Here is a 19598-nt window from a genome sequence, read left to right as displayed (position 1 = left end):
TCCTGACCAAATTGAGCGTAGTGCTGGCGTTGAGTGCCATATCTTTCCAGGCTGTCTTCGCCGCCGACCCAAGGCCCGACGCCGCGATCAAGACCAAGATCATCGACGCCGGCGTGTTCCTTGACGACAAGATCAAGGCCGATCCGGCGCTCGCGGCGGATTGTCTCGCCGAGGGCAGGGCATGGGCGGAGAAGAACCGCGCCGACGCCGAGAAGGAACGCAAGCAGGATCCACAAATGTTCCGCAACGGCGCCTGGTCGATGGAGCGGAGATACGAGACGCGCTCGGTGGTCGACGGCCACTATGTCAGCATCGTCAGGTCCGACTATATGGACACCGGTGGCGCGCATCCCAATTCCGACGTCAACACCATTCTCTGGGATAAATCCGCGAACAAGCGCATCAGCATCCGCCCCTTCTTCACCGAGACCGCAGATGACGGCCCGACCATGAAGGCGATGGTCGAAGCTGTCATCGCCTCGCTCAATGTCGAGAAGAAGAAGCGTGACACCAGCGAGACCGCGACGGCGGAGTGGTACAAAGATGTTAAGCCGACCCTGCTCAAGATCGGCGCGGTGACGCTGGCGCCGTCGACCGTTTCAGGCAAGAGCTCCGGCCTGACCTTCCATTACCCGCCCTATGCGGTCGGCCCCTACGTCGAAGGCGAGTATGTCGCGTTCGTGCCGTGGGAAACATTGAAGCCGTATCTGACGCCGGAAGGCGCAAGCATCTTCGGCGGCGCGCGGCCCAAGGGCGACGACGACGGTCAGCAATGAGCGGGAACAAAACGCTCGACATCGACAAGCTGACCAAAGACCTCCGCGCAGGCCACCGCGCGGCGCTGGCGCGCGCGATTACGCTGATCGAAAGCCGCCGCGCCGATCATCAGGCGGCGGCGCGCGATCTGGTGCAGGCGCTGCTGCCGGACACCGGCAAGGCGATCCGCGTCGGCATCACCGGCTCGCCCGGCGTCGGCAAATCCACCACCATCGACGCACTCGGCATGTTCCTGATCGAGCGCGGCCACAAGGTCGCGGTGCTTGCGGTGGACCCGTCGTCGGCACGCACCGGTGGCTCGATCCTCGGCGACAAGACGCGGATGGCGCGGCTCTCTAGCTCCGATGGCGCCTTCATCCGGCCCTCGCCGGCATCCGGCACGCTCGGCGGCGTCGCTGCAAAAACCCGTGAGGCGATGCTGTTGTGCGAGGCCGCCGGCTTCGACGTGGTGCTGGTGGAAACCGTCGGCATCGGCCAATCCGAGACTGCGGTCTGCGACATGACCGATTTCTTCCTGGCGCTGATGCTGCCCGGCGCCGGCGACGAATTGCAGGGCATCAAGAAGGGTCTGGTCGAACTCGCCGACATGATCGCGATCAACAAGGCCGACGGCGACAACATCAAGCGCGCCAACCTAGCGGCCGCCGAATATCGCGGCGCGCTGCATATCCTCACCCCCCGTTCGGTGCACTGGCATCCGCCGGTCCTGACCTATTCGGCGCTGACCGGGACCGGCATGGACACACTGTGGCAGAAGATCCTGGATCACCGCACCGCCATGAACGCCTCGGGCGAGTTCGCCGCACAGCGGCGTGAGCAGCAGGTGAAATGGATGTGGTCGATGCTGGAGCAGCGGATGATGGCGCGGCTGCGCTCCGATCCGGCGATCCGGGCGAAAGTGAAAAAGACCGAAGCCGAAGTGGCGGACGGCCGGATCACGCCGGCGGTCGGCGCCGCAGAGATCGCGGAGATGCTGCGGTGAGCGCCAGGCTTCGTATTCTCATCACCGGTTTCGGTCCGTTTCCCGGGGCGCCGTTTAATCCGACGCAAGCGCTGGTAGCGCGGCTAAAGCGGCTGCGCCGCCCGGCGCTTGGCGATGTCGAGCTCATCGGCCACATCTTCCACGTCACCTACGCGACCGTCGATCGCGAACTGCCGCTGCTATTGGCAAAACACCAGCCGCAGGCGCTGTTGATGTTCGGCCTCGCCGGCCGCACCGCGCATCTGCGGGTCGAGACCCGCGCCCGCAATGCCGTCACCACGCTGTGGCCGGACGCCGATCGAACCCGCGCCCGCAAGGGATCGATCCTCAGTGACGCCGACGCCAGAATGTTCGGCCCGCATACCGCCAAATTGCTGCGCGTGGCGGTCGGCACCGGAATAGACGCCCGCGCCTCGCGCGACGCCGGCAGCTATCTCTGCAATTATCTGAGTTGGCGCGCGATCGAGGCCGCGCGAACCGACAACGGCCCTCGCCTCGCCGCGTTCGTCCACGTTCCGCTGCTTGCGCGCGGCGGCACGTCCCGGCGCAAAGGCATGCCACGCATCACGCTGGAAGAACTGGTCGATGCCGGCGAGGCGATGCTGCTGGAGATGGTGCGGCTAACGCGGCAGGCTGCTCGGACTTCGTAGAGCGGGCTTCGGCGGGCGTCAATTATTCCACCCGCGATTAACCCTACCGCCAATAATCGCCTTGTTCCGCCCTCGTCTTCACCATGCACGGCCGTATTTTGGCGTTACTTAGAAAGCGCGAATGCCAAAACGTGCGTTGCGCGAGGGCCATTCAATCATGGACATCAACCGCCGCCATCTGATGGGCGCATCAGCCGCCGGCGTTGCCGGCGCGCTGGCGATGTCGCCGGATACCGCGCGCGCAGCACCGCTCACTTCCGCGTTTGGGCGCGACGTCACGCAATATGGCGTTCGGCCCGGCAGCCCCGACGATCAGACCAGGAATTTGCAGCGCGCCATCGACGAGGCCGCGCGGGCGCAAGTGCCGCTGGCGCTGCCGCCCGGCGTCTACCGCACCGGCATGCTTCGGCTGCAGAGCGGCACGCAGCTGGTCGGCGTCCGCGGCGCGACCAAGCTCGTGTTCAATGGCGGACCGTCGATGCTGCAGGGCGAAGGCGCGGGCAGCATCGGCCTTTCCGGCATCATTTTCGACGGCGGCAACATCCCGCTGCCGACGCGGCGCGGCCTCGTGCATTGCCTCGGCGGGCGCGATGTCCGCATCATCGATTGCGAACTCACCGGCAGCGGCGGCAACGGCATCTGGCTCGAACAGATCTCCGGCGACATCAGCGGCAATATCTTCACCAACATGGCGGCGACCGCAGTCGTTTCGTTCGATGCGCAGGGCCTGATCGTCTCGCGCAATACCATTACCGGCACCAACGACAACGGAATCGAAATCCTGCGCACCGCGATCGGCGATGACGGCACGCTGGTTGCCGACAACCGCATCGAGGACGTCAAGGCAGGCCCCGGCGGCTCGGGGCAATACGGCAACGCCATCAATGCCTTCCGCGCCGGCAATGTAATCGTGCGGGGAAACCGGATCCGCAACTGCGATTACTCGGCGGTGCGCGGCAATTCGGCGTCCAATATCCAGATATCAGGCAACAGCGTTAGCGATGTCCGCGAGGTCGCGCTCTATTCGGAATTTTCGTTCGAAGGTGCCGTGATCGCCAACAACACCGTCGATGGCGCGGCTGTCGGCGTCTCCGTCTGCAATTTCAACGAGGGCGGCCGCATCGCGGTGGTCCAGGGCAACATCATCCGCAATTTGATCCCGAAACGGCCGATCGGCACCGCGCCCGACGACGACGCCGGCGTCGGCATCTATATCGAGGCCGACAGTTCCGTCACCGGCAATGTGATCGAGAACGCGCCGTCGTTCGGGATCGTCGCCGGCTGGGGTAAATATCTCCGCGACGTCGCCATCACGGGCAATGTGATCCGAAACGCGTTTGTCGGCGTCGGCGTATCGGTGGCTCCGGGCGCGGGAACGGCGCTGGTCAACAACAACATGATCTCGGAAACCCCGCGCGGCGCCGTGGTCGGGCTCGACCACGCCCGCGCGATTACCACCGACTTGTCCGCCGACGGCGCCCAGCGCTACGCGCAGGTGGTGATCGGGACCAATGCGGTACGGCGCTAATCCTCGTCGCGTCCGCGAACACTCTACAGCGCGTTGCGCAGCAGCGGATAGCGATCCTGCATCGCGTCGAGATCGAGCGCCGCTAACGACGGCTCATCCACGACCGGCGCATCAGGTGCGGAAGGTGCCTCATCCGAGGCAATGAGTTCGTTTTCCAGCGCGAGCAGAACATCTTGCGGGATTGCGCGTTCCGGAATAGCGGGCGGCGGCGGCGCGATCGCCGCTGGCGCCGGCTGCGGCAGTTGGACCCGCTCGCGCAATCTGTCGCCGGGCGGCAGCGGCAGGCGTGCACCGCTGAGCCTGGGGACATCGACGGCTGAATTGTCGGGCGCGGCCTCGCGGTTCAACAGATCGCGCCAGGTCTCGACCGCGGCCTTGGCTTCCTGGATGTTTTCGAGAAAGGCGAGTTCGCTGTGAAAGCGGCGCCAGCGCCCGGTCTCGAACAGTTCGGTGAGGTATTCCAGCCGTTGCTCGGCAAGGTTGCACCAGCGCGCGACGACATTGCGGCCACGCGCCACGTCTACATGAAGTGTCATGAATCAGCCCGCAAAGAGAAAAACGGACGCGGACGCAACAGAGACGAATCAATTCGATGTGACAGGGATATTCTGTGGAAAACTTCTGCGTTGTCCAGTGCGCGACAATACGGGTCACGTCCCAATCGAAGAACGCCGCACAAATACGGGGTTATTTGCGCTATCCACCGTCAAGCCGCACGGCGGCATGGCCGCGTTGCGGAGCGCGGTCGGTCATTGCGGCGAACGAACGCACAGGAAACATCGGGACAGATTTTCGGTTCGAAAGCTCTGCGGCGCGTTTCCTAAACCCGGCGGCCCGCGCGGCGGGCTTCGATCAAAATGCTCTCGAAAACGAAAAGACCCGTCCGGGGGGACAACCGGACGGGTCAAGCCATATGGGGCGCTTGGGGTGGATGGGCGCTCGCGCCGAATATAGCCGATGGGGAGGGATTACCGCTCCCACATTGATAAGTCGCAGCAGGCGCGCCGGACGTTCAAAACATCAGGCGATTTTTTTAATTTTTTTATTCCGAGGTTCCGACGGCTTTCCAGCAGATTTACCGCGGAAAATCCGAGCAAAATCACCGCGTCGCGGGGCGATTGGGGTCGTTTGCCGCAGATTTGTCCGACGCCATCGAGGGCGCAGGGTCATTCAATGCTCTGCTCACGGAAGCGTTATTGCGATCGGGCGCTTTTTCCGCGGCAGGCTGACCCGGAACCGCGGCGACGGGCACCGAAGCCGGGCCGATCGCGGCCGTGACCGCCGCGTATGCATCGGCCTCGCCCGCCCCGAACAGATCGTCGCGGCCGGGCGCGCCGAGATCGCGGGCGGTATTCTCAAGAACTGCGCGCACTTCGTTCGGCTTCAACGCAGGATTGCGCTCCAGCATCAGCGCCGCGATGCCGCTGACGTAAGCGGCGGAAAACGAGGTGCCGGACGTCATCTGATATTTTCCGTCCGGCGCCGGCAGGAAGATATCGGCGCCGGGAGCCGCCAAGGCGATGTAGTTGCCCCGGTTCGATGCCGCGAACAGCTTTTCCTTGGCGTCGGTGCCACTCACCGCGATCACGTTCGGATTGGCGGCGGGATAGAGCGGCGGCGATTTTGCGCCGGCATTGCCGGAGGCGGCCACCAGCACGATGCCCCTCGCCGCAGTCGCGGCGACGCCGCGTTCGATCAGCGGATCCTTCGGACCGGCAAAGCTCATATTGACGATCTGCGCCCCGTGCAAAGCGGCATAGTCGAGGCTTTTCAGGATCACCCACGAAGTGCTTTCCGCGCCGCCGGATGCCGAGCCAAACGCACGGATCGCCAGGATCCGCACCTCCGGCGCACTTCCCATCAGTTTCGCATGCGCGGCGATCGCGCCGGCAATGCCGGTGCCGTGAACGTGCGGACCTTCCGTGCTGCCGAGCGCGTCGAACGTGTCGGCAATCGAGTTGGTCAATTCCGGATGGTTGGCGTCGATGCCTGAATCGATCACGGCAATGGTGACGTTCATGCCGTGGGCAAGCGTATGCGCCTGCGGCAGGCGAAGCTGCGCCAGCGCGTATTGCGCGGGATCGCCTTCGCTCGGTACCGCCTTCTGATCCTGCAGCACATAACGGAAATTGGGCTGCACCGAGCGGGCGCTGGCGGCCAGTTCACGGCTCACGGTCTCGACCGGGCGGCGATCGATGATCCGGAACAGGCCGATGGTGCCGCCGACAAGCGCAAAGTTCTGCGACTGGATGCGCTCGAGGCCGTGACTCCGCGCCCACTCGTCCGCCTGCGCATCCGACATCGCGCCGTCGAGTTCCGCCACGAGTTCGTTGGCAACGGTACGCAGATTGACCGCCGTTTGCGGATTATTGCCGCGCGGGCCGCCGCTATTGCCGTTCTTGGCCGAGCCGCCGCCGGTGCTGCCGCCATCGGTCGTGATGACGCGACGGTCATAGCATTCGCCGCCGGGCCCGCGATAGGCGTACTCGCAAACGGGATAAAGATTATGCGAATAGCGCGCGTAAGGCAGCGTCGACCCCACCGCTATGCGGGAAACCGGATGCATGGCCGAAGTCGCTCCACCGACCCGGGACGTCGTTCGTCCGCCGCCGTCGACGCTCACATGGGTGCGGCCGGCGATACTGGGATTGACCCGCGGCGCAACCGTCGGGTTGATGGTGGAGATCCGCGACTCGATGTGGAGGCTGGGCGTGCGCATGATGCTTTGCGCAAGAACCGCCGATCCTTCGAGGCAGGCAAACGGCAGCAGCGCGGCGGTGAATGTCACCGCCGTCTGGATGCGCCGATTCAAGGGATCACGGGTCATCGGACCTCTGGCTTTGGCTAAGAAACGCCGGACGCCGTTACGGCGTCTCAACTGCGAGACTGACGATCTTCTCCTTCTGCAGCTTGCTCATCAGCGCCGCGAGATCGTTCTTGCCCATCGCGCTGTTGCCGAATTGCAGCCGGAACATGCCGCCCTTGGCGCCATCGACGATCGAGGCTTGATAGTTGTCGAGCAGTGCGGTGATGTCGGCAACGCGGGCATCCTCGGAGAACCGGACCAGCGCGCGCGGCGGCGACGACCCGCCCAGGTCGCGGGTGATGGGTGCCGACCGATCGTTCACGATCAATGACGCGGTCTGGAACGAGCCGCCCTGGTTCTTCACCAGCACCGCACCGATCACGCCGGCCTGCAACAGCAACGCCACGGCACCAAGGCTGGCCGACCAGGCCAGCGTCCGCGGCGAAAGCCTTGCGAAGAATTCCGATATCCGCGCGGAGATATTGACCGACACCGATGGCTTGCGCACGGGCTCTCCGTCAATCGCAGCAAACAGCTTCTGCATCGCGCGCGCCGACGGCGCACCAAGGCTTTCGTTGAGGTGAATGGTCTCGGCGTATTCCTCGCGGATGACGGCGTATTGCCGGGCCAATGCGGGATCGTTGGCGAGTGCCTCGTCGACACGGCGCGCATCACGCGCGTTCAGCGTGCCGGCCGCATGCCATGGCAACAGCACCTCGATTTCGCTGGGCTCTTGATCCAGCATTTTTTTGTTCGCTGCCATCATGGCCAACCTCGCTCTATGCCGGCTGCCTTCAGCAACTCGGCCAATTTCTTGCGCGCATAAAACAGGCGCGTCTTGACGGTGTTCTCCGGAATACCGACGATTTCGGCCACCTCTTCCACGGACTTCTCGTGGTAGTAGACGAGATCGACGATCTCCCGATGGTCTGGCGAAAGTGATGTCAGGCACTTGCGCAACGCTTCACTGGTATCCTTCTTCTGCACCACCACTTCCGGATCGTCGGACGTATCCTCGATCGCGTTCGCGGCCTCCTCGTCCAGGCCAACGTCCTTGCGGCGCCGCAACGCCGACAGGGCCTTGAACCGTGTAATCGCCAGCAGCCAGGTGGTAACGGCGGATCGCCCTTCGAACTTGCCAGCCTGACGCCACACATCGAGAAAAACCTCGCTGATGAGGTCTTCCGCAACCTGTTCGTCCCGAACGAGCCGGAGCCCGAAACGAAACACCCTGACATGGTGCCTTCCGTACAGCACCTGCATGGCGAGCCGGTCGCCTTGGGCGATCCGGGCGATCAGAACCTCGTCTGAAGCCGCCTGTGTCGCGCTCAATGGCCGTCTCGCAAGGTTGGTCGGATGGGGGGGGCCGGTGGTTCGATGGGGGAGGCAAGATTCTTCACAATACGGCAATGTCCGGAATGCATGTGTGATCTACCCCACAGAACATGATTGCCGGGGAGTCTTTCTGCTGGCGAAAACGAACAGAGCTGCGAAATTGGTATCATAATACGGAAATACTTTCTGAGAGATTGCGCCGTCCGCGGCGACCTTACCAAGGCGACCTTACCAAGGCTTGGGCCGCAAGGCAGCACCTGCTTACTCCCCGACCAGCCCCCCCACCCGGCCAGCGATCCGGCGTCCCGGGTGCAACGGATTTCCGTTGCAAAACAGGGCAATGGCGGGATCTTAACGGACCAGATTCGGCCCCAAAAGATACCAAACCTAAAGGCTTTCCCACTTAGATATTTTATTGGGTTCCACCAACGGCAAGACCATGGGCACCGCTGCGTCCTCATTCCTGAATCCGATTGCGGCCGAACTGGACGGCGTGGGTATCAGGCCGACGGCGCAGGCGCTGACGCGCCGCGCCGAGCAGCGTCGCCAGATCCACGGAATGATCGGCGCCAGCTATGTCGTCGATGCCGCGGTGCTGCTGCTCTATGCCTATGCCGGCACGATCCCGCTCATGATCGGCCCTGCCTTTGCCGCCTGTGGCCTGACCTTGACCGCCTGCAGTATCACCCTCTCGGAACTCGGCTTCAACGAGCGCTTCAAGGACCATTATTTGGTCGCGCCGCAGTCGACCGCCAACATGATGATCATGCTGGTCTTCACCTGGATCGCGCCCGAAGTCGGCGTGATGTTCCTGTGCACCCTGTTCGTCGTGTTCAGCTTCAGTTCGCTGCGCTCCACGCCGCGGCAAACGATGATGATCTGGACGGCGATGGCGCTCGGTCTGTCCGGGCTGTTCCTGCTGACCGACAAACCGATCGCGATGCCGCACGGCAGCTATCTCGAGCGCGTTGCCACCATGCTGGTGTTCATCCTGACCATCGGGCGCTGCATGTTCGTCGGAATGTTCTCCAGCTCGATGAAGCAATCGCTCTACCAGAGCGGCCAGAAGCTCAAGGAAGCCTACAAGCGTATCGAAGAGCTCGCCGAACTCGATGAACTGACGGGCTCGTTCAATCGCCGCTGCATCATGCGGATGCTGGACGAGGAGATCGCCCACGCCGGCCGCGGCGCATCGCCCTGCTCGATCGCGCTGATCGACCTCGACTGGTTCAAGCGCATCAACGACGGTTATGGCCACCCGACCGGCGACGAAGTGCTCAGAACGTTCGCGATCACCATGTTCGCCAATATCCGCGCCGTCGACCGGTTCGGCCGCTATGGCGGCGAGGAATTCCTGCTGGTGCTGCCCGATTTGGCCGCAGACAACGCCATACGCGCCCTGGACCGGCTGCGCGCGATTATCGCCGATCTCGACTGGAGCGCATTCTCGCCCGGCATGAAGGTAACGATTTCCGCAGGGGTTGCGACGCTGAGGCCGAACGAGACCCCGGACAGTTTTCTCGCGCGCGCCGACAGCGCGCTCTATGCAGCCAAGGCACGGGGACGCAATCGCATCGCCAGCGCTTGACCCGACATTTTCAGTTTCCGGTGACGGAGAAGCCATCACCGCCATACACTCCAGGACAGAGTCATGAGTTCGAAGTCTGCTACCGCCCCCGGAAACCTGCTCGACGAGCTGCAGTCCACGCTCGCGCACGGAACCGTCGCGCGCCGGGTCGAGACCCTGCGCCGGGTAACCGATCTCTTCATCGACGGCGTGGTGGATTATTCGGACGAACAGATCGGGCTGTTCGACGATGTCTTCCAGTGCCTGATGGATCACATCGAGACATCCGCCAAGTCGCTGCTTGCCAACCGTCTCGCCCCGATCGACACCGCGCCGCCGCTGACGATCCGGACACTGGCATTCGACGACGTCATCGAGGTTGCCGGACCCGTACTGTCTCAATCGGCGCGGCTCGACGACAAAACCCTGATCGAAAATGCGCGCAGCAAGAGCCAGGCGCATTTGATGGCGATTTCGACGCGAAAAGTGCTGAGCGGCGCGGTAACCGATGTGCTGGTGCAGCGCGGCAACGACGAGGTGGTCCAGAGCACCGTCAACAATCCAGGCGCGGAGTTCACCGAGCGCGGTTTTACGCGGCTGGTCAACCGCGCCGAGGGCGACGACAACCTCGCGACCTGCGTCGGCCTGCGTCCGACCATTCCGCGGCATCTCTATTTGAAACTGCTCGCGAAGGCGTCCGACATCGTGCGGCAGCGGCTGGAAGCCGCCAACCCGCAGCAGGCGGGCGAAGTGCCGATGGCGGTCAGGGAGGCGACGCGGCGCGCGCGCGCCGCGCCCTCGGCGATCACCCGGAATACCGAGATCGCCCACGCGCTCGTCAAGTCGCTGCACGCGGACGGACGGCTCGACGAATTTCAGGTGGCGTCATTCGCCGATGCCGGCAAATTCGACGAAGCCAACGCGTCGATCGCGGCTCTCGCCAACGTGCCGGTGACGATTGCCGAAAACATGATGATCGAAACCCGGGCCGAAGGCGTGATGATCCTGGCGAAGGTCGCGGGGCTGTCGTGGTCGACCGTGAAATTGATCATCAACATGCGCGACGAGCTGTCAGGCGGCGACCCGACCGACCTCGCGGCTTGCAAGGACACCTATGAGCGGTTGCGGCCGTCCACCGCACAGCAGGTGCTGCGCTTCCACCGCATGCAGCAGAACGTGCCAGCGGCGTGAGCTGTCAAGTGCAGCGTCGTCCCGGCTCCCAGTGCGCAATTGCGCACTGGGCCGCGACGACGAAAAATCAGAATCTCAACAGCTTCGATCCGGCCAACGCGCCGATCGCGGTGACCAGCGCGGTTGATACCGTGTACCAGGTCGCAACGAACAGCGGTGAATCATCCGTGCAATGCGACGCATACAGCGTCGCCGCGAGTCCTGCCGACAACAGCCCGGCAACGGCGCCGGCGACCGCCGGCCGCGCCGGTGCGCCGTGACGCAGGCCGATCAATGCCCCTGCCAGTATCGGCAACGACATCAGCGGAATGGCGGTCATGCATACCCTGGAATTGCTGCCGACCAGCCGCGTCATCATCGGCAGCCGCTGCGGCATCATCATCTCGCCTGCGATTCCTGCGGTCAGGATTCCGGCCGGGATCAGCAGCAGCCAGCCCCAGCCGCGCAATGAGGCCTCCGGCCGCGACAGATGCAGGCTGACCGCCATCGCCGAGATCGCAAGCGCCAGCGTCACCGCGAACTTCAGGTCGAAGAACGGGTTGCGCATCGCAATCATGACGTCGGGCCGGACGCCGAGCTCGGTGAAGAACATCAGCAACGAGACCGGAGCCGCGGCAAGCAGCGCCAGCATGAGCGCAAAGCCGACCGGCCGCGCGCGGGACGAATTGTCTGCGGCAAGGGTTCGAATGAGCTGATCGGTATCCATTCTCATTGTCCCCGTAACTTCGCGGTCAGGCTGGCGAGGCCGCGATGCAGCGCCACCCGCACCGCGCCTTCGCTCATCGCAAATTTCGCAGCCGTTTCCTTGATCGAGGCGCTGTCGACCGCGATCGCCTGCAGCACGTCGCGCTGACGCGGCGGCAGCGACTGCAGCTGGGCGGCGACCTCGCCCGCCGAAGCGGTCTCCGCCACCGCCTCGCCCGGCAGCGTCTCGGTGAAATCGTCGATATTGACGAAAATCCGTCTTCCGCGCCGGCGCAGCGCATCGATCAGCTTGTTGCGGGCGATCGCAAACAGCCATGGGGCGAACGGGGCGCTGGCGTCCCAGGTATGCCGCTTCAAATGCACTGCCAGCAGAATGTCCTGCACGATGTCCTCGGACTGATCGACCGGTTGCCCCGCCCGCGCCAGACCGCGGCGCGCCGCCGCCCGGAGCACCGGCGTGACGGCCTTGAGCAGGCGATGATACGCCGCATCGTCGCCTGAAATGGCCGACCGCATCAGGCCGGTCCATTCGTCCTCAGTTTCGCGCACGCGCGCTCCCACATTGCAATTCGGTCGATCTTTCAATTTGTTACGTCGGAACCCGATTATCACGAAGTCGTGATCGAGTATCCCTCGGCAAGATGATCGAACGGCCCCTCGGGGAATCGAGACAGCCAATTCCATCCTGGCAGGCTCATAACATCGATTGCGCCGCCTCGCACCCGCCGCCGCCACTGCGGAAATCCGCCCGCAACGAGCCAGGCGCCGTTGCCCTGCTTTCGCCCGGTCCAGCCCGAAGATTCCCTTTTTTTGCCCCGCTGTGGACACGCAGCGGGGTCTCATTTCGCCTTCGGGGGCGGGCAAATGGGGAGATTGCCACATGATGATCAAAGCCAGCGGGTGCTCGGCGTTGATACTGGCGACAGGACTGTTCGTGTGTTTGGCAGGGCCGTCGCCGACAATGGCAGCCAGCGCAGACAGCACGGCCACGATTTTGAAATCGGACGGCGCAACGGCCGGCAATGCCGTCAAACCGAGCACGCGGCACTGGAAACGGTCCGCGCATCGCAAGGCCCCCTCGAAATCCGAGGAGACCAGGAAGGCCGATGTCGCCGACGCCGCCGGCAATACGCCCGCCGCGATCCCGGCCTCGGTCGCCAACGCCAACGCCCAATTGACGTCCGCTGACGCCCCCGCCGACAGCGCCTGGGCGATGTCGGCGAAGGCCAGCACGATGCTGGTAGCCGCAACCGACAAGCCGGCCGACGTTCAGGCCGCACCCGACGCTGAGCTGGTCTCCTCCGATCAGCTCAACGATGTCGATCGGGCGCTGCAACAGAGCCCGCCGCCGTCAACGCAGACGGTTGCGATGTCCACTGCGAAGGCTGCGCCCGCGGCACCGGCTTTGGCCTCCGGCAGCGACAGCTCGACCTGGGATCAGACCTCGCTGATCGGGAAGATCTTCATCGCCTTCGGGGCCTTGCTGACGATGGCCTCCGCCGCACGCATGTTCATGGCGTGATGCCTGATCCATTCTTGGAGATCGCGCCCGATCGGGCGCGTCTCCGGATCCATCCCACTTGAAGCCCATCCCGGCAGCGGGCACATTGCCCGCGAAATCAGGCACCGGGGTGGAACATGGCTACATTCGAATACATCATCGTCGAGAGCAAAGGCGCGGTCGGCGTTATCACGCTGAACCGCCCGAAAATGCTCAACGCGCTGTCGTTCGGCGTGTTTCGCGAGATCGCCGCCGCCGTCGATGACCTCGAGGCCGACGACAAGATCGGTTGCATCCTGCTCACCGGCAACGAAAAGGCCTTTGCCGCCGGCGCCGACATCAAGGAGATGCAGCCGAAGACCTTCATCGACATGTTTTCCAGCGATTTCGCCGCCATCGGCGGCGACCGCGTCGCGCGATGCCGCAAGCCGACGATTGCGGCCGTCAGCGGCTACGCGCTCGGCGGCGGCTGCGAACTTGCCATGATGTGCGACATCATCATCGCATCCGACACCGCGAAATTCGGCCAGCCGGAAATCACCCTCGGCACCATCCCCGGCATCGGCGGCACCCAGCGGCTGACGCGCGCGATCGGCAAATCCAAGGCGATGGATCTGTGCCTCACCGGACGGATGATGGATGCCGCGGAAGCCGAACGCTCCGGCCTCGTCAGCCGCGTCGTGCCGGCGGACAAGTTGATGGAGGAGGCGCTGTCGGCGGCGGAAAAGATCGCCTCGATGTCGCAGCCGGCCGCCGCGATGGCCAAGCAGGCCATCAACCGCGCGTTCGAGACGCCGCTGTCGGAGGGCATGAACGTCGAGCGCAATTTGTTTCATTCGACATTCGCGCTGGAAGATCGCTCCGAAGGCATGGCGGCGTTCATCGAAAAGCGCAAGCCGGTGAACAAGAACAGGTAGGATTGTTCCTTTTCGTCATTGCGAGCGAAGCGAAGCAATCCATAGCGCCGCAAAGAAAGTGTGGATTGCTTCGTCGCTGCGCTCCTCGCAATGACGGTATTCCCCGTCAGTCCTTGCGGCTCCGCACCAGCGCCGCACTCACCAGCGCGCGATAGGCGCGCTCGACCAACGTCACAGGCTTGTCGAGTCCGAGCCGCGTCAGGCATTCGCTATCTGCCGCATCCGGCTGCCGGAAAAGCCCCTGCCACAGCAATCCCGGCAGCCGCAGCGGCGTGCGTTGCGCGTCCTGCAGCACCTGCAAGGCCGGGATCAGCCGCTGCTCGGGTTCGGTGAAATCGCTGCCGAACGGGAACGACGGCAGCAGGCCGGCTTCGCGCGCGGGCTTGAGGGCGTCGGCGATCCGCTCGGGAAAATTCTCGCGATGCGCGGCCGGAATTTCAAAATTCTTCGGCAGCTTGCCGGCATCCTTGGCCACCCGCGCAAGTTCGGCCTGGAAGCGGGAATCCGTCACCTGCAGCATCGCCGCGATCACGTCGGCGTCGGATTTTCCTTTTGTATCGGCAACACCGTATTCGGTGACGAAGACGTCGCGCAGATGCCGCGGGATGGTCTCGTGGCCGTAGTTCCAGCGGATATTCGATTGCGTCCTGGCGCCCGCCGGCCTCGTCGCCTCCAGCGCCAGCAGCGAACGCGCGCCGGCAAGCGCGAATGCTTGCGCCACGAAATTATACTGGCCGCCGACGCCGCTCACCACCTGACCGTCGTCAAGGCCGTCGGAAATCGCAGCCCCCATCAAGGTCGCCATCATCGCATTGTTGACGAAGCGGGCGTCGACGCGCGCGCGACGCTTGGCGGCCTCGTCACCGTAGAGCTCGTTGGTGAACGACACCGGCATCATCTGGATTCGTGCGAGCTGGTCGGGCGGCATCTCGCGCAACGCGCGATAGAACGATTTCGGCCCAAGGAAGAACGCGCCGTGCAGCATCACGCCGTCAACGTCGCGCTTGATAATGCCGGCGTCGATCAGGCCCAGAAACGCCTCGAACAGCATTTCGCTGACGCCATAGAGGCCCTTCTCGAACGGTCCGGTCTCCAGCGCCGAGAGCTGTTCGTTTCCCCGCGCAAGCCGCTTCATGATGGCGTGGAATTGCGTGTTGTCGCGATGGCGGACCACCAGCCCCTGCGCCAGCGCGTCGCCGACCTGCCCGATGCCGATCTGCAGCGTGCCGCCATCGCGCACGAGGCCCGCGGCATGAAGCCCGATGGCGTATTTGGTGTCGCTGATCGGCTCGGCGGGCGGCGCGAACAGCGGAAAGTCGGTCTCGGGGCTGTCGAGTACCGCGGAAAACTCTTGCCCCGGCAGGTCGCCCAGGCCCGGCATGAACGGCAGTTCGGAATTGACCTGGCCGATCAGTTTGAACGACGCCCGGCCTTCGGCACGGGCGCGCAATATATCCAGGGTGGTATCGGTGTTGCAGCTCAGGCTATAGCGCGCCGCGCCATCGACGACGCGCCTGGCCACCAGCTGGGTGACGACATTGAGCCCGCGCGCCAGCAAATAGGACGAGGCGTGGGTATAGTTCGCGGAGATGTAATGCTGCTGCGCGAACGGCACATGCAGCCACCGGCCCGCCAGGAAGAAAAACTCGATGATCTTGACGTTGGGCGGCAATGCGCCGGCATGCAGCGCGTCGGCGTAGGCGAGATCCGGATAGCTTCCGAACAGCCGGTCGATCACGGGCCCGATAAAACGCCGTTCCAGCAGGTTGTTCGGTTTCGGCTTTTCCAGCGTCAGCGCGGAAAAGAACGTCAGATTGATGGAGCGGTCGGCGGCGGCCCGGGCGTAGAGCGCATTGATGATGTGATTGGCTTTGCCGAGACCGAGCGGCAAGCCGACCACGAGGTTGGTTCCGACATCGCGGATGATGTCTTCCGCGATCGCTTCGGGGTCGGAAAACAGCTTTGGCATCAAATGCGGACCCGGGGCACGACTGCATGGCCATCCGCCCTGGAATCGGACGCAGCCGCTTGGGAGCTATAGCGCATTTATGACGGCTGTTCGTCTGTGACGAACCGGCAACAGCCAAGCACTGAATTGATGTGCGGATGTGGCGTGACCGTTTGCCTGTGGCGGCACCGCCCCCTAAACAGGTAAATGTGTCGAGGTTGTCGGCGGGGGCGGACGGCCAGGGTTGTTACGGGATCACATGGTTGGGCGTGCCGCTAGAATTGGCCACGTTGGAAGGCGCGTGCTTCGATCGGGCATTTGCCTTGGCGTACTGATTTGCGCCGCGTTTGCCGCGCCTGCGCCTTTAAGCTTTGCCCCTACCGCGGCTTGGGCCGAGAACCTCCCGGAAGCGCTGGCCAAGGCCTATCAGACCAACCCACAGCTCAATGCCGAACGGGCGCGCCAGCGCGGCACCGACGAAAACGTGCCGCAGGCGCTGGCGGGTTATCGACCCCAGATCGTCGCCAGCCTGAGCGCCGGCTTGCAGGCGGTGCGCAACCTTCTGCCCGACAATACGTTCCAATCGGCGACCCTGAAACCCTGGACGATCGGGGTGACCGTGACGCAGACGCTGTTCAACGGCTTCAAGACCGCCAACAGCGTGCGGGTGGCGGAATTGCAGGTGCAGTCCGGCCGCGAGGCGCTGCGCAATGTCGGTCAGGGCGTGCTGCTCGACGCCGTCACCGCCTATACCAATGTGCTGGCCAACCAGTCGCTGGTCGAGGCGCAGCGCGCCAATGTGGCGTTCCTGCAGGAAACCCTCGGCATTACCCAAAAACGCCTCAACGCCGGCGACGTGACCCCGACCGATACCGCCCAGGCCGAGGCGCGCCTCAACCGGGGCCTCGCCGATCTCAACGCCGCCGAGGTCAGCCTCGCCATCAGCCAGGCGACCTATACCCAGGTGATCGGCAACCCGCCCGCCCAGCTGCGCCCCGCCGAAACCGTGGACCGTTCTCTGCCGCGCAGCCGCGACGATGCCACCGGCCTTGCCTTCAAGGAGCATCCGGCGGTGATGGCGGCGGGTTTTGACGTCGATGTCGCCTCGACGAGCATTCATGTTGCCGAAAGCAGCCTGATGCCGACCATCACCCTGCAGGGCAGCGCCAGCCACAGCAGTGATTCCGACCCGACACTGAGCACGTTCAGAACGGACCAGGCCTCCGTGGTCGGTACGCTCACGCAGCCGATCTACGATGGCGGCACCGCGGCCTCGCAGACCCGGCAGGCCAAGGAAGTCGCCGCCCAAAGCCGGCAGGTGCTCGAGCAGGTCCGCAACCAGGCCCGCACTGCGGCGGTCGGCGCCTGGGTCGCAAATGAAGGCGCCAAGATCGCGGTAGCGGCGTCCGAATCCGAAGTTCGCGCCGCAGGCGTCGCGCTGGCGGGAGTGCAGAAGGAAGCCGCCGGCGGCCAGCGCACCACCGTCGACGTGCTGAACTCGCAGCAGGACCTGATCTCGGCCAAGGCGCGGCTGATCGGCGCGCTGCGCGACCGCGTCATCGCCTCCTATACGCTGCTCAGCGCCATCGGCCGGCTCGACGTCAAGACGCTCGCGCTCAATACGCCCGACTACCTGCCGGAGGTGCACTACCATCAGGTGCGCGACGCCTGGCACGGCCTGCGCACGCCGTCGGGGCAGTAGGTCGGGTATTTTCCGCCATCATTAACGCGCACTGATCATGTCGGGTGTTGGTATCGCTGAGGCGGCCGGGTCGTAGCCATAGCTCACCACCGGCACCAGCGAGGGCGGCGTCTTCGTCTTCGCCAACTACGGTTCGTGCCTTTTTCTGTCAATCGGGCTGTCCTCAAAGACACCCTGTCACAGAAATTGCCCTGTCTCACTCATGGGGTGCACAGCAAAAAGGCCGAGCCTAGCATCAGGTCCGATCTTGCACTGGTATTCACGATTTGAGGCTATTCGATCCGCCACACCCCGATGCCCAGTTTGCCGTCGTTCTTGACCAACTGGGTCGCAAATTTTCGGTCTCGTCGTCTGCCCCAACCGGCGGCGGCCGAGGACATTTTGTTCTGCGCCGCCGTATGGTCTTCCGCTTCGGCGATGGGTACAAACATCATATCCCCGACCTCTAGGTCCTCGAAATTGTACTTCTTCTTCGGGCCCTTGGGCATCGGGAGCCCCTTGAATACCTCGAAGCCCATCGCGGCCTCTTGTCTTGATGGCTCTTCCGTCGCCTTCTTCATCCGCCGGTTGCCTTCCTCGTCGGTGCTCTGGTTGATGTACAGCACCAGCGAAAACGCCGGCTCCGGCGAATAGGTCAGGAAGTTTCCTTCCTGATGCACGATGCGCACCGACGCATTCAGCAAATTGGTCTTGTTATCGGTCAGCACCTTGCGCATGCCGTCGACGAACGAGACGAACTGGCTGCGCGGGATGAAATATTCGTGCAGGATATCGGTGTCGTTGGGCAGCGAGTTGCGCAAATACGGCACGGAATCGTGCATCGGGTCGTTGCGGCTGACGAGGCAGGCTTCCGCCGAGCCGATCGCCTGCGCGCGGGTGACGGTGCAGGTTTCCATCCGGTGCTCGATGTGTTTTTCGGACAGCCATTTCATTTCCTGAAACAACGGACCCTGCTTGGACAGGTTGATCGTCAGGCGCCGCAGCTTGGTACCGCTGACTTCGCCAAGCGGCTCGCGTTTGAAATCGGTGCGTCGACGTTGGTATAGGTGTAGAGCAGCAGTTCCCTCAGGAAGGAGCTCGGCGCAGTCGAGAGGTGGCCGTACATCAGGCCGATATTGGGGTCTTTCTCGATTTCGTTGGCGAACAACGCCGGAAATTCCGTGTAATCCATCATGCGCCGCCCGGTCTGATAGACGAGGTTATCGGCGATATCGAGTTCGGCCTCGACGATGACGCCGAACAGGCCGTAGCCGCCGACCACCAGATCGAACAAATCCTTGTTCTCGGTCTGCGAAACGTTGCGCAGCGAACCGTCCGCCAGCATCACGTCCATCGATTTGATCGACCTGGCGAGCGCGCCGGCCTGGTGGTCCATGCCGTGGGCATTGACCGAGATCGAACCGCCGACGCTGAAGATGTCGGTCGATTGCATGGCGCGCACCGCAAAGCGCGGATGCAGCACGTTCTGGATCTCGTGCCAGGTCGCGCCCGGCTGGACCGTGACCGAGCGCGTATTCTCGTTGAGCACGATCTTGTTGAAGCCGCGCATATCCAGCACGATGCCGCCCTTGCGAAAAGCCTGCCCGCCCATGCTGTGGCGCACGCCGGCAGTCGTGATCGACAGTTTGTTGTCGCGCGCAAAGGCCAGTGTTTTGGCGATGTCGTCGACGCTGTGCACCTCGACGACGCCGTAGATTTCAGTCTTGTTGAGGCAGCTCGCATCGTTTAGGCTGCCGCCGATCTGCGACCACTTTACGCCGGCAAGCGGCGCGATCGCCTTGATCCGCTCCAGATCGACCTTGCCCTGGTCGGCGCCGACAGGTAGCCCACAATCCTTTTCACCGGCGGGATCGGCGGCCAAGGCTTGCAGCTTGCGATAGCCGTAAACGCCGAACAGCACGACAACCACGGCGGCGACGGACACGCCGGTTTTGAATTTTTGAGAGAATTTTCGCATGATTGATTCCAAGTGATGCCGGAGTGTCCGGG

Annotated in this window: 18 protein-coding genes; 9 read left to right on the top strand and 9 right to left on the bottom strand. The window is 63.7% G+C overall.

The annotated features are described in order from the left end of the window. Positions 1–2 precede the first annotated feature (2 nt). From V1289_RS38945 to V1289_RS38930, 4 genes are all read left to right on the top strand, one after another. A complete protein-coding gene (locus tag V1289_RS38945) occupies positions 3–776 on the top strand; it encodes a DUF3298 and DUF4163 domain-containing protein (RefSeq protein WP_334407843.1) in 774 nt (257 codons plus the stop codon). Further along, on the top strand, positions 773–1759 hold the full coding sequence (gene meaB, locus V1289_RS38940) for a methylmalonyl Co-A mutase-associated GTPase MeaB (RefSeq protein WP_334404286.1): 987 nt from the start codon (positions 773–775) through the stop codon (positions 1757–1759). Before V1289_RS38945 ends, meaB begins: the two co-directional genes overlap by 4 nt. Beyond that, entirely contained in the window at positions 1756–2409 is a 654-nt protein-coding gene (locus tag V1289_RS38935; protein ID WP_334404284.1) for a pyroglutamyl-peptidase I, read from the top strand. Before meaB ends, V1289_RS38935 begins: the two co-directional genes overlap by 4 nt. A gap of 157 nt (positions 2410–2566) precedes the next feature. Beyond that, a complete protein-coding gene (locus V1289_RS38930) occupies positions 2567–3937 on the top strand; it encodes a TIGR03808 family TAT-translocated repetitive protein (RefSeq protein WP_334407841.1) in 1371 nt (456 codons plus the stop codon). 23 nt (positions 3938–3960) lie between these two features. On the opposite strand, the gene V1289_RS38925 is transcribed toward V1289_RS38930, so the two are convergent. The 4 genes from V1289_RS38925 to V1289_RS38910 form a co-directional block, all read right to left on the bottom strand. Continuing rightward, positions 3961–4473 carry a TIGR03809 family protein gene (locus V1289_RS38925; RefSeq protein WP_334404282.1) on the bottom strand — a complete coding sequence of 171 codons (513 nt, stop codon included), beginning with the start codon at positions 4471–4473 and terminating at the stop codon, positions 3961–3963. A 563-nt stretch (positions 4474–5036) separates the two neighbouring features. After that, entirely contained in the window at positions 5037–6764 is a 1728-nt protein-coding gene (locus tag V1289_RS38920; protein WP_442896120.1) for a S8 family serine peptidase, read from the bottom strand. A gap of 37 nt (positions 6765–6801) precedes the next feature. After that, entirely contained in the window at positions 6802–7509 is a 708-nt protein-coding gene (locus tag V1289_RS38915) for a hypothetical protein (protein ID WP_334404280.1), read from the bottom strand. Then, positions 7506–8075 (bottom strand): sigma-70 family RNA polymerase sigma factor, encoded by a 570-nt coding sequence (locus tag V1289_RS38910; RefSeq protein ID WP_309183788.1) that lies wholly within the window; start codon positions 8073–8075, stop codon positions 7506–7508. Before V1289_RS38910 ends, V1289_RS38915 begins: the two co-directional genes overlap by 4 nt. Positions 8076–8517: 442 nt before the next feature. Here V1289_RS38910 and V1289_RS38905 point away from each other — a divergent pair, with 442 nt between their 5' ends. After that, a complete protein-coding gene (locus V1289_RS38905; RefSeq protein WP_334407837.1) occupies positions 8518–9666 on the top strand; it encodes a GGDEF domain-containing protein in 1149 nt (382 codons plus the stop codon). A 63-nt stretch (positions 9667–9729) separates the two neighbouring features. Further along, positions 9730–10836 (top strand): DUF2336 domain-containing protein, encoded by a 1107-nt coding sequence (locus V1289_RS38900; RefSeq protein WP_334404278.1) that lies wholly within the window; start codon positions 9730–9732, stop codon positions 10834–10836. 67 nt (positions 10837–10903) lie between these two features. Here the strand turns inward: V1289_RS38900 and V1289_RS38895 are convergent, their stop codons facing one another. Both V1289_RS38895 and V1289_RS38890 read right to left on the bottom strand, forming a co-directional pair. Continuing rightward, positions 10904–11542, bottom strand: a complete 639-nt coding sequence (locus tag V1289_RS38895) for a DUF1109 domain-containing protein (protein ID WP_334404276.1) — start codon at positions 11540–11542, stop codon at positions 10904–10906. Between the two features lie 2 nt (positions 11543–11544). Next, on the bottom strand, positions 11545–12090 hold the full coding sequence (locus V1289_RS38890; RefSeq protein ID WP_334404274.1) for a sigma-70 family RNA polymerase sigma factor: 546 nt from the start codon (positions 12088–12090) through the stop codon (positions 11545–11547). Positions 12091–12421: 331 nt separating this feature from the next. Between V1289_RS38890 and V1289_RS38885 the strand changes: the two genes are divergently transcribed. Further along, complete coding sequence (locus tag V1289_RS38885) at positions 12422–13063, top strand: hypothetical protein (protein ID WP_334404272.1); 642 nt, start codon at positions 12422–12424, stop codon at positions 13061–13063. A gap of 116 nt (positions 13064–13179) precedes the next feature. Continuing rightward, on the top strand, positions 13180–13959 hold the full coding sequence (locus V1289_RS38880) for an enoyl-CoA hydratase (protein WP_309183784.1): 780 nt from the start codon (positions 13180–13182) through the stop codon (positions 13957–13959). 106 nt (positions 13960–14065) lie between these two features. Here V1289_RS38880 and V1289_RS38875 read toward each other — a convergent pair whose 3' ends face one another. Further along, positions 14066–15928 (bottom strand): acetyl-CoA hydrolase/transferase C-terminal domain-containing protein, encoded by a 1863-nt coding sequence (locus tag V1289_RS38875; protein WP_334404270.1) that lies wholly within the window; start codon positions 15926–15928, stop codon positions 14066–14068. 238 nt (positions 15929–16166) lie between these two features. Here V1289_RS38875 and V1289_RS38870 point away from each other — a divergent pair, with 238 nt between their 5' ends. After that, positions 16167–17609, top strand: a complete 1443-nt coding sequence (locus V1289_RS38870) for a TolC family outer membrane protein (RefSeq protein WP_334404268.1) — start codon at positions 16167–16169, stop codon at positions 17607–17609. A 272-nt stretch (positions 17610–17881) separates the two neighbouring features. Here the strand turns inward: V1289_RS38870 and V1289_RS38865 are convergent, their stop codons facing one another. Together V1289_RS38865 and V1289_RS38860 are read right to left on the bottom strand one after the other, a co-directional pair. Further along, positions 17882–18553: a DUF7303 family protein gene (locus V1289_RS38865; protein ID WP_334404266.1), complete on the bottom strand. Its 672-nt coding sequence runs from the start codon at positions 18551–18553 to the stop codon at positions 17882–17884. 26 nt (positions 18554–18579) lie between these two features. After that, positions 18580–19566, bottom strand: coding sequence for an FAD-binding oxidoreductase (locus V1289_RS38860; protein WP_334404264.1), 987 nt, complete (start codon positions 19564–19566; stop codon positions 18580–18582). Positions 19567–19598 lie beyond the last annotated feature (32 nt).

This window comes from Bradyrhizobium sp. AZCC 2289 (assembly GCF_036924615.1).
Classification (GTDB): domain Bacteria; phylum Pseudomonadota; class Alphaproteobacteria; order Rhizobiales; family Xanthobacteraceae; genus Bradyrhizobium.
This window is presented reverse-complemented; position numbering and strand designations above follow the sequence as displayed.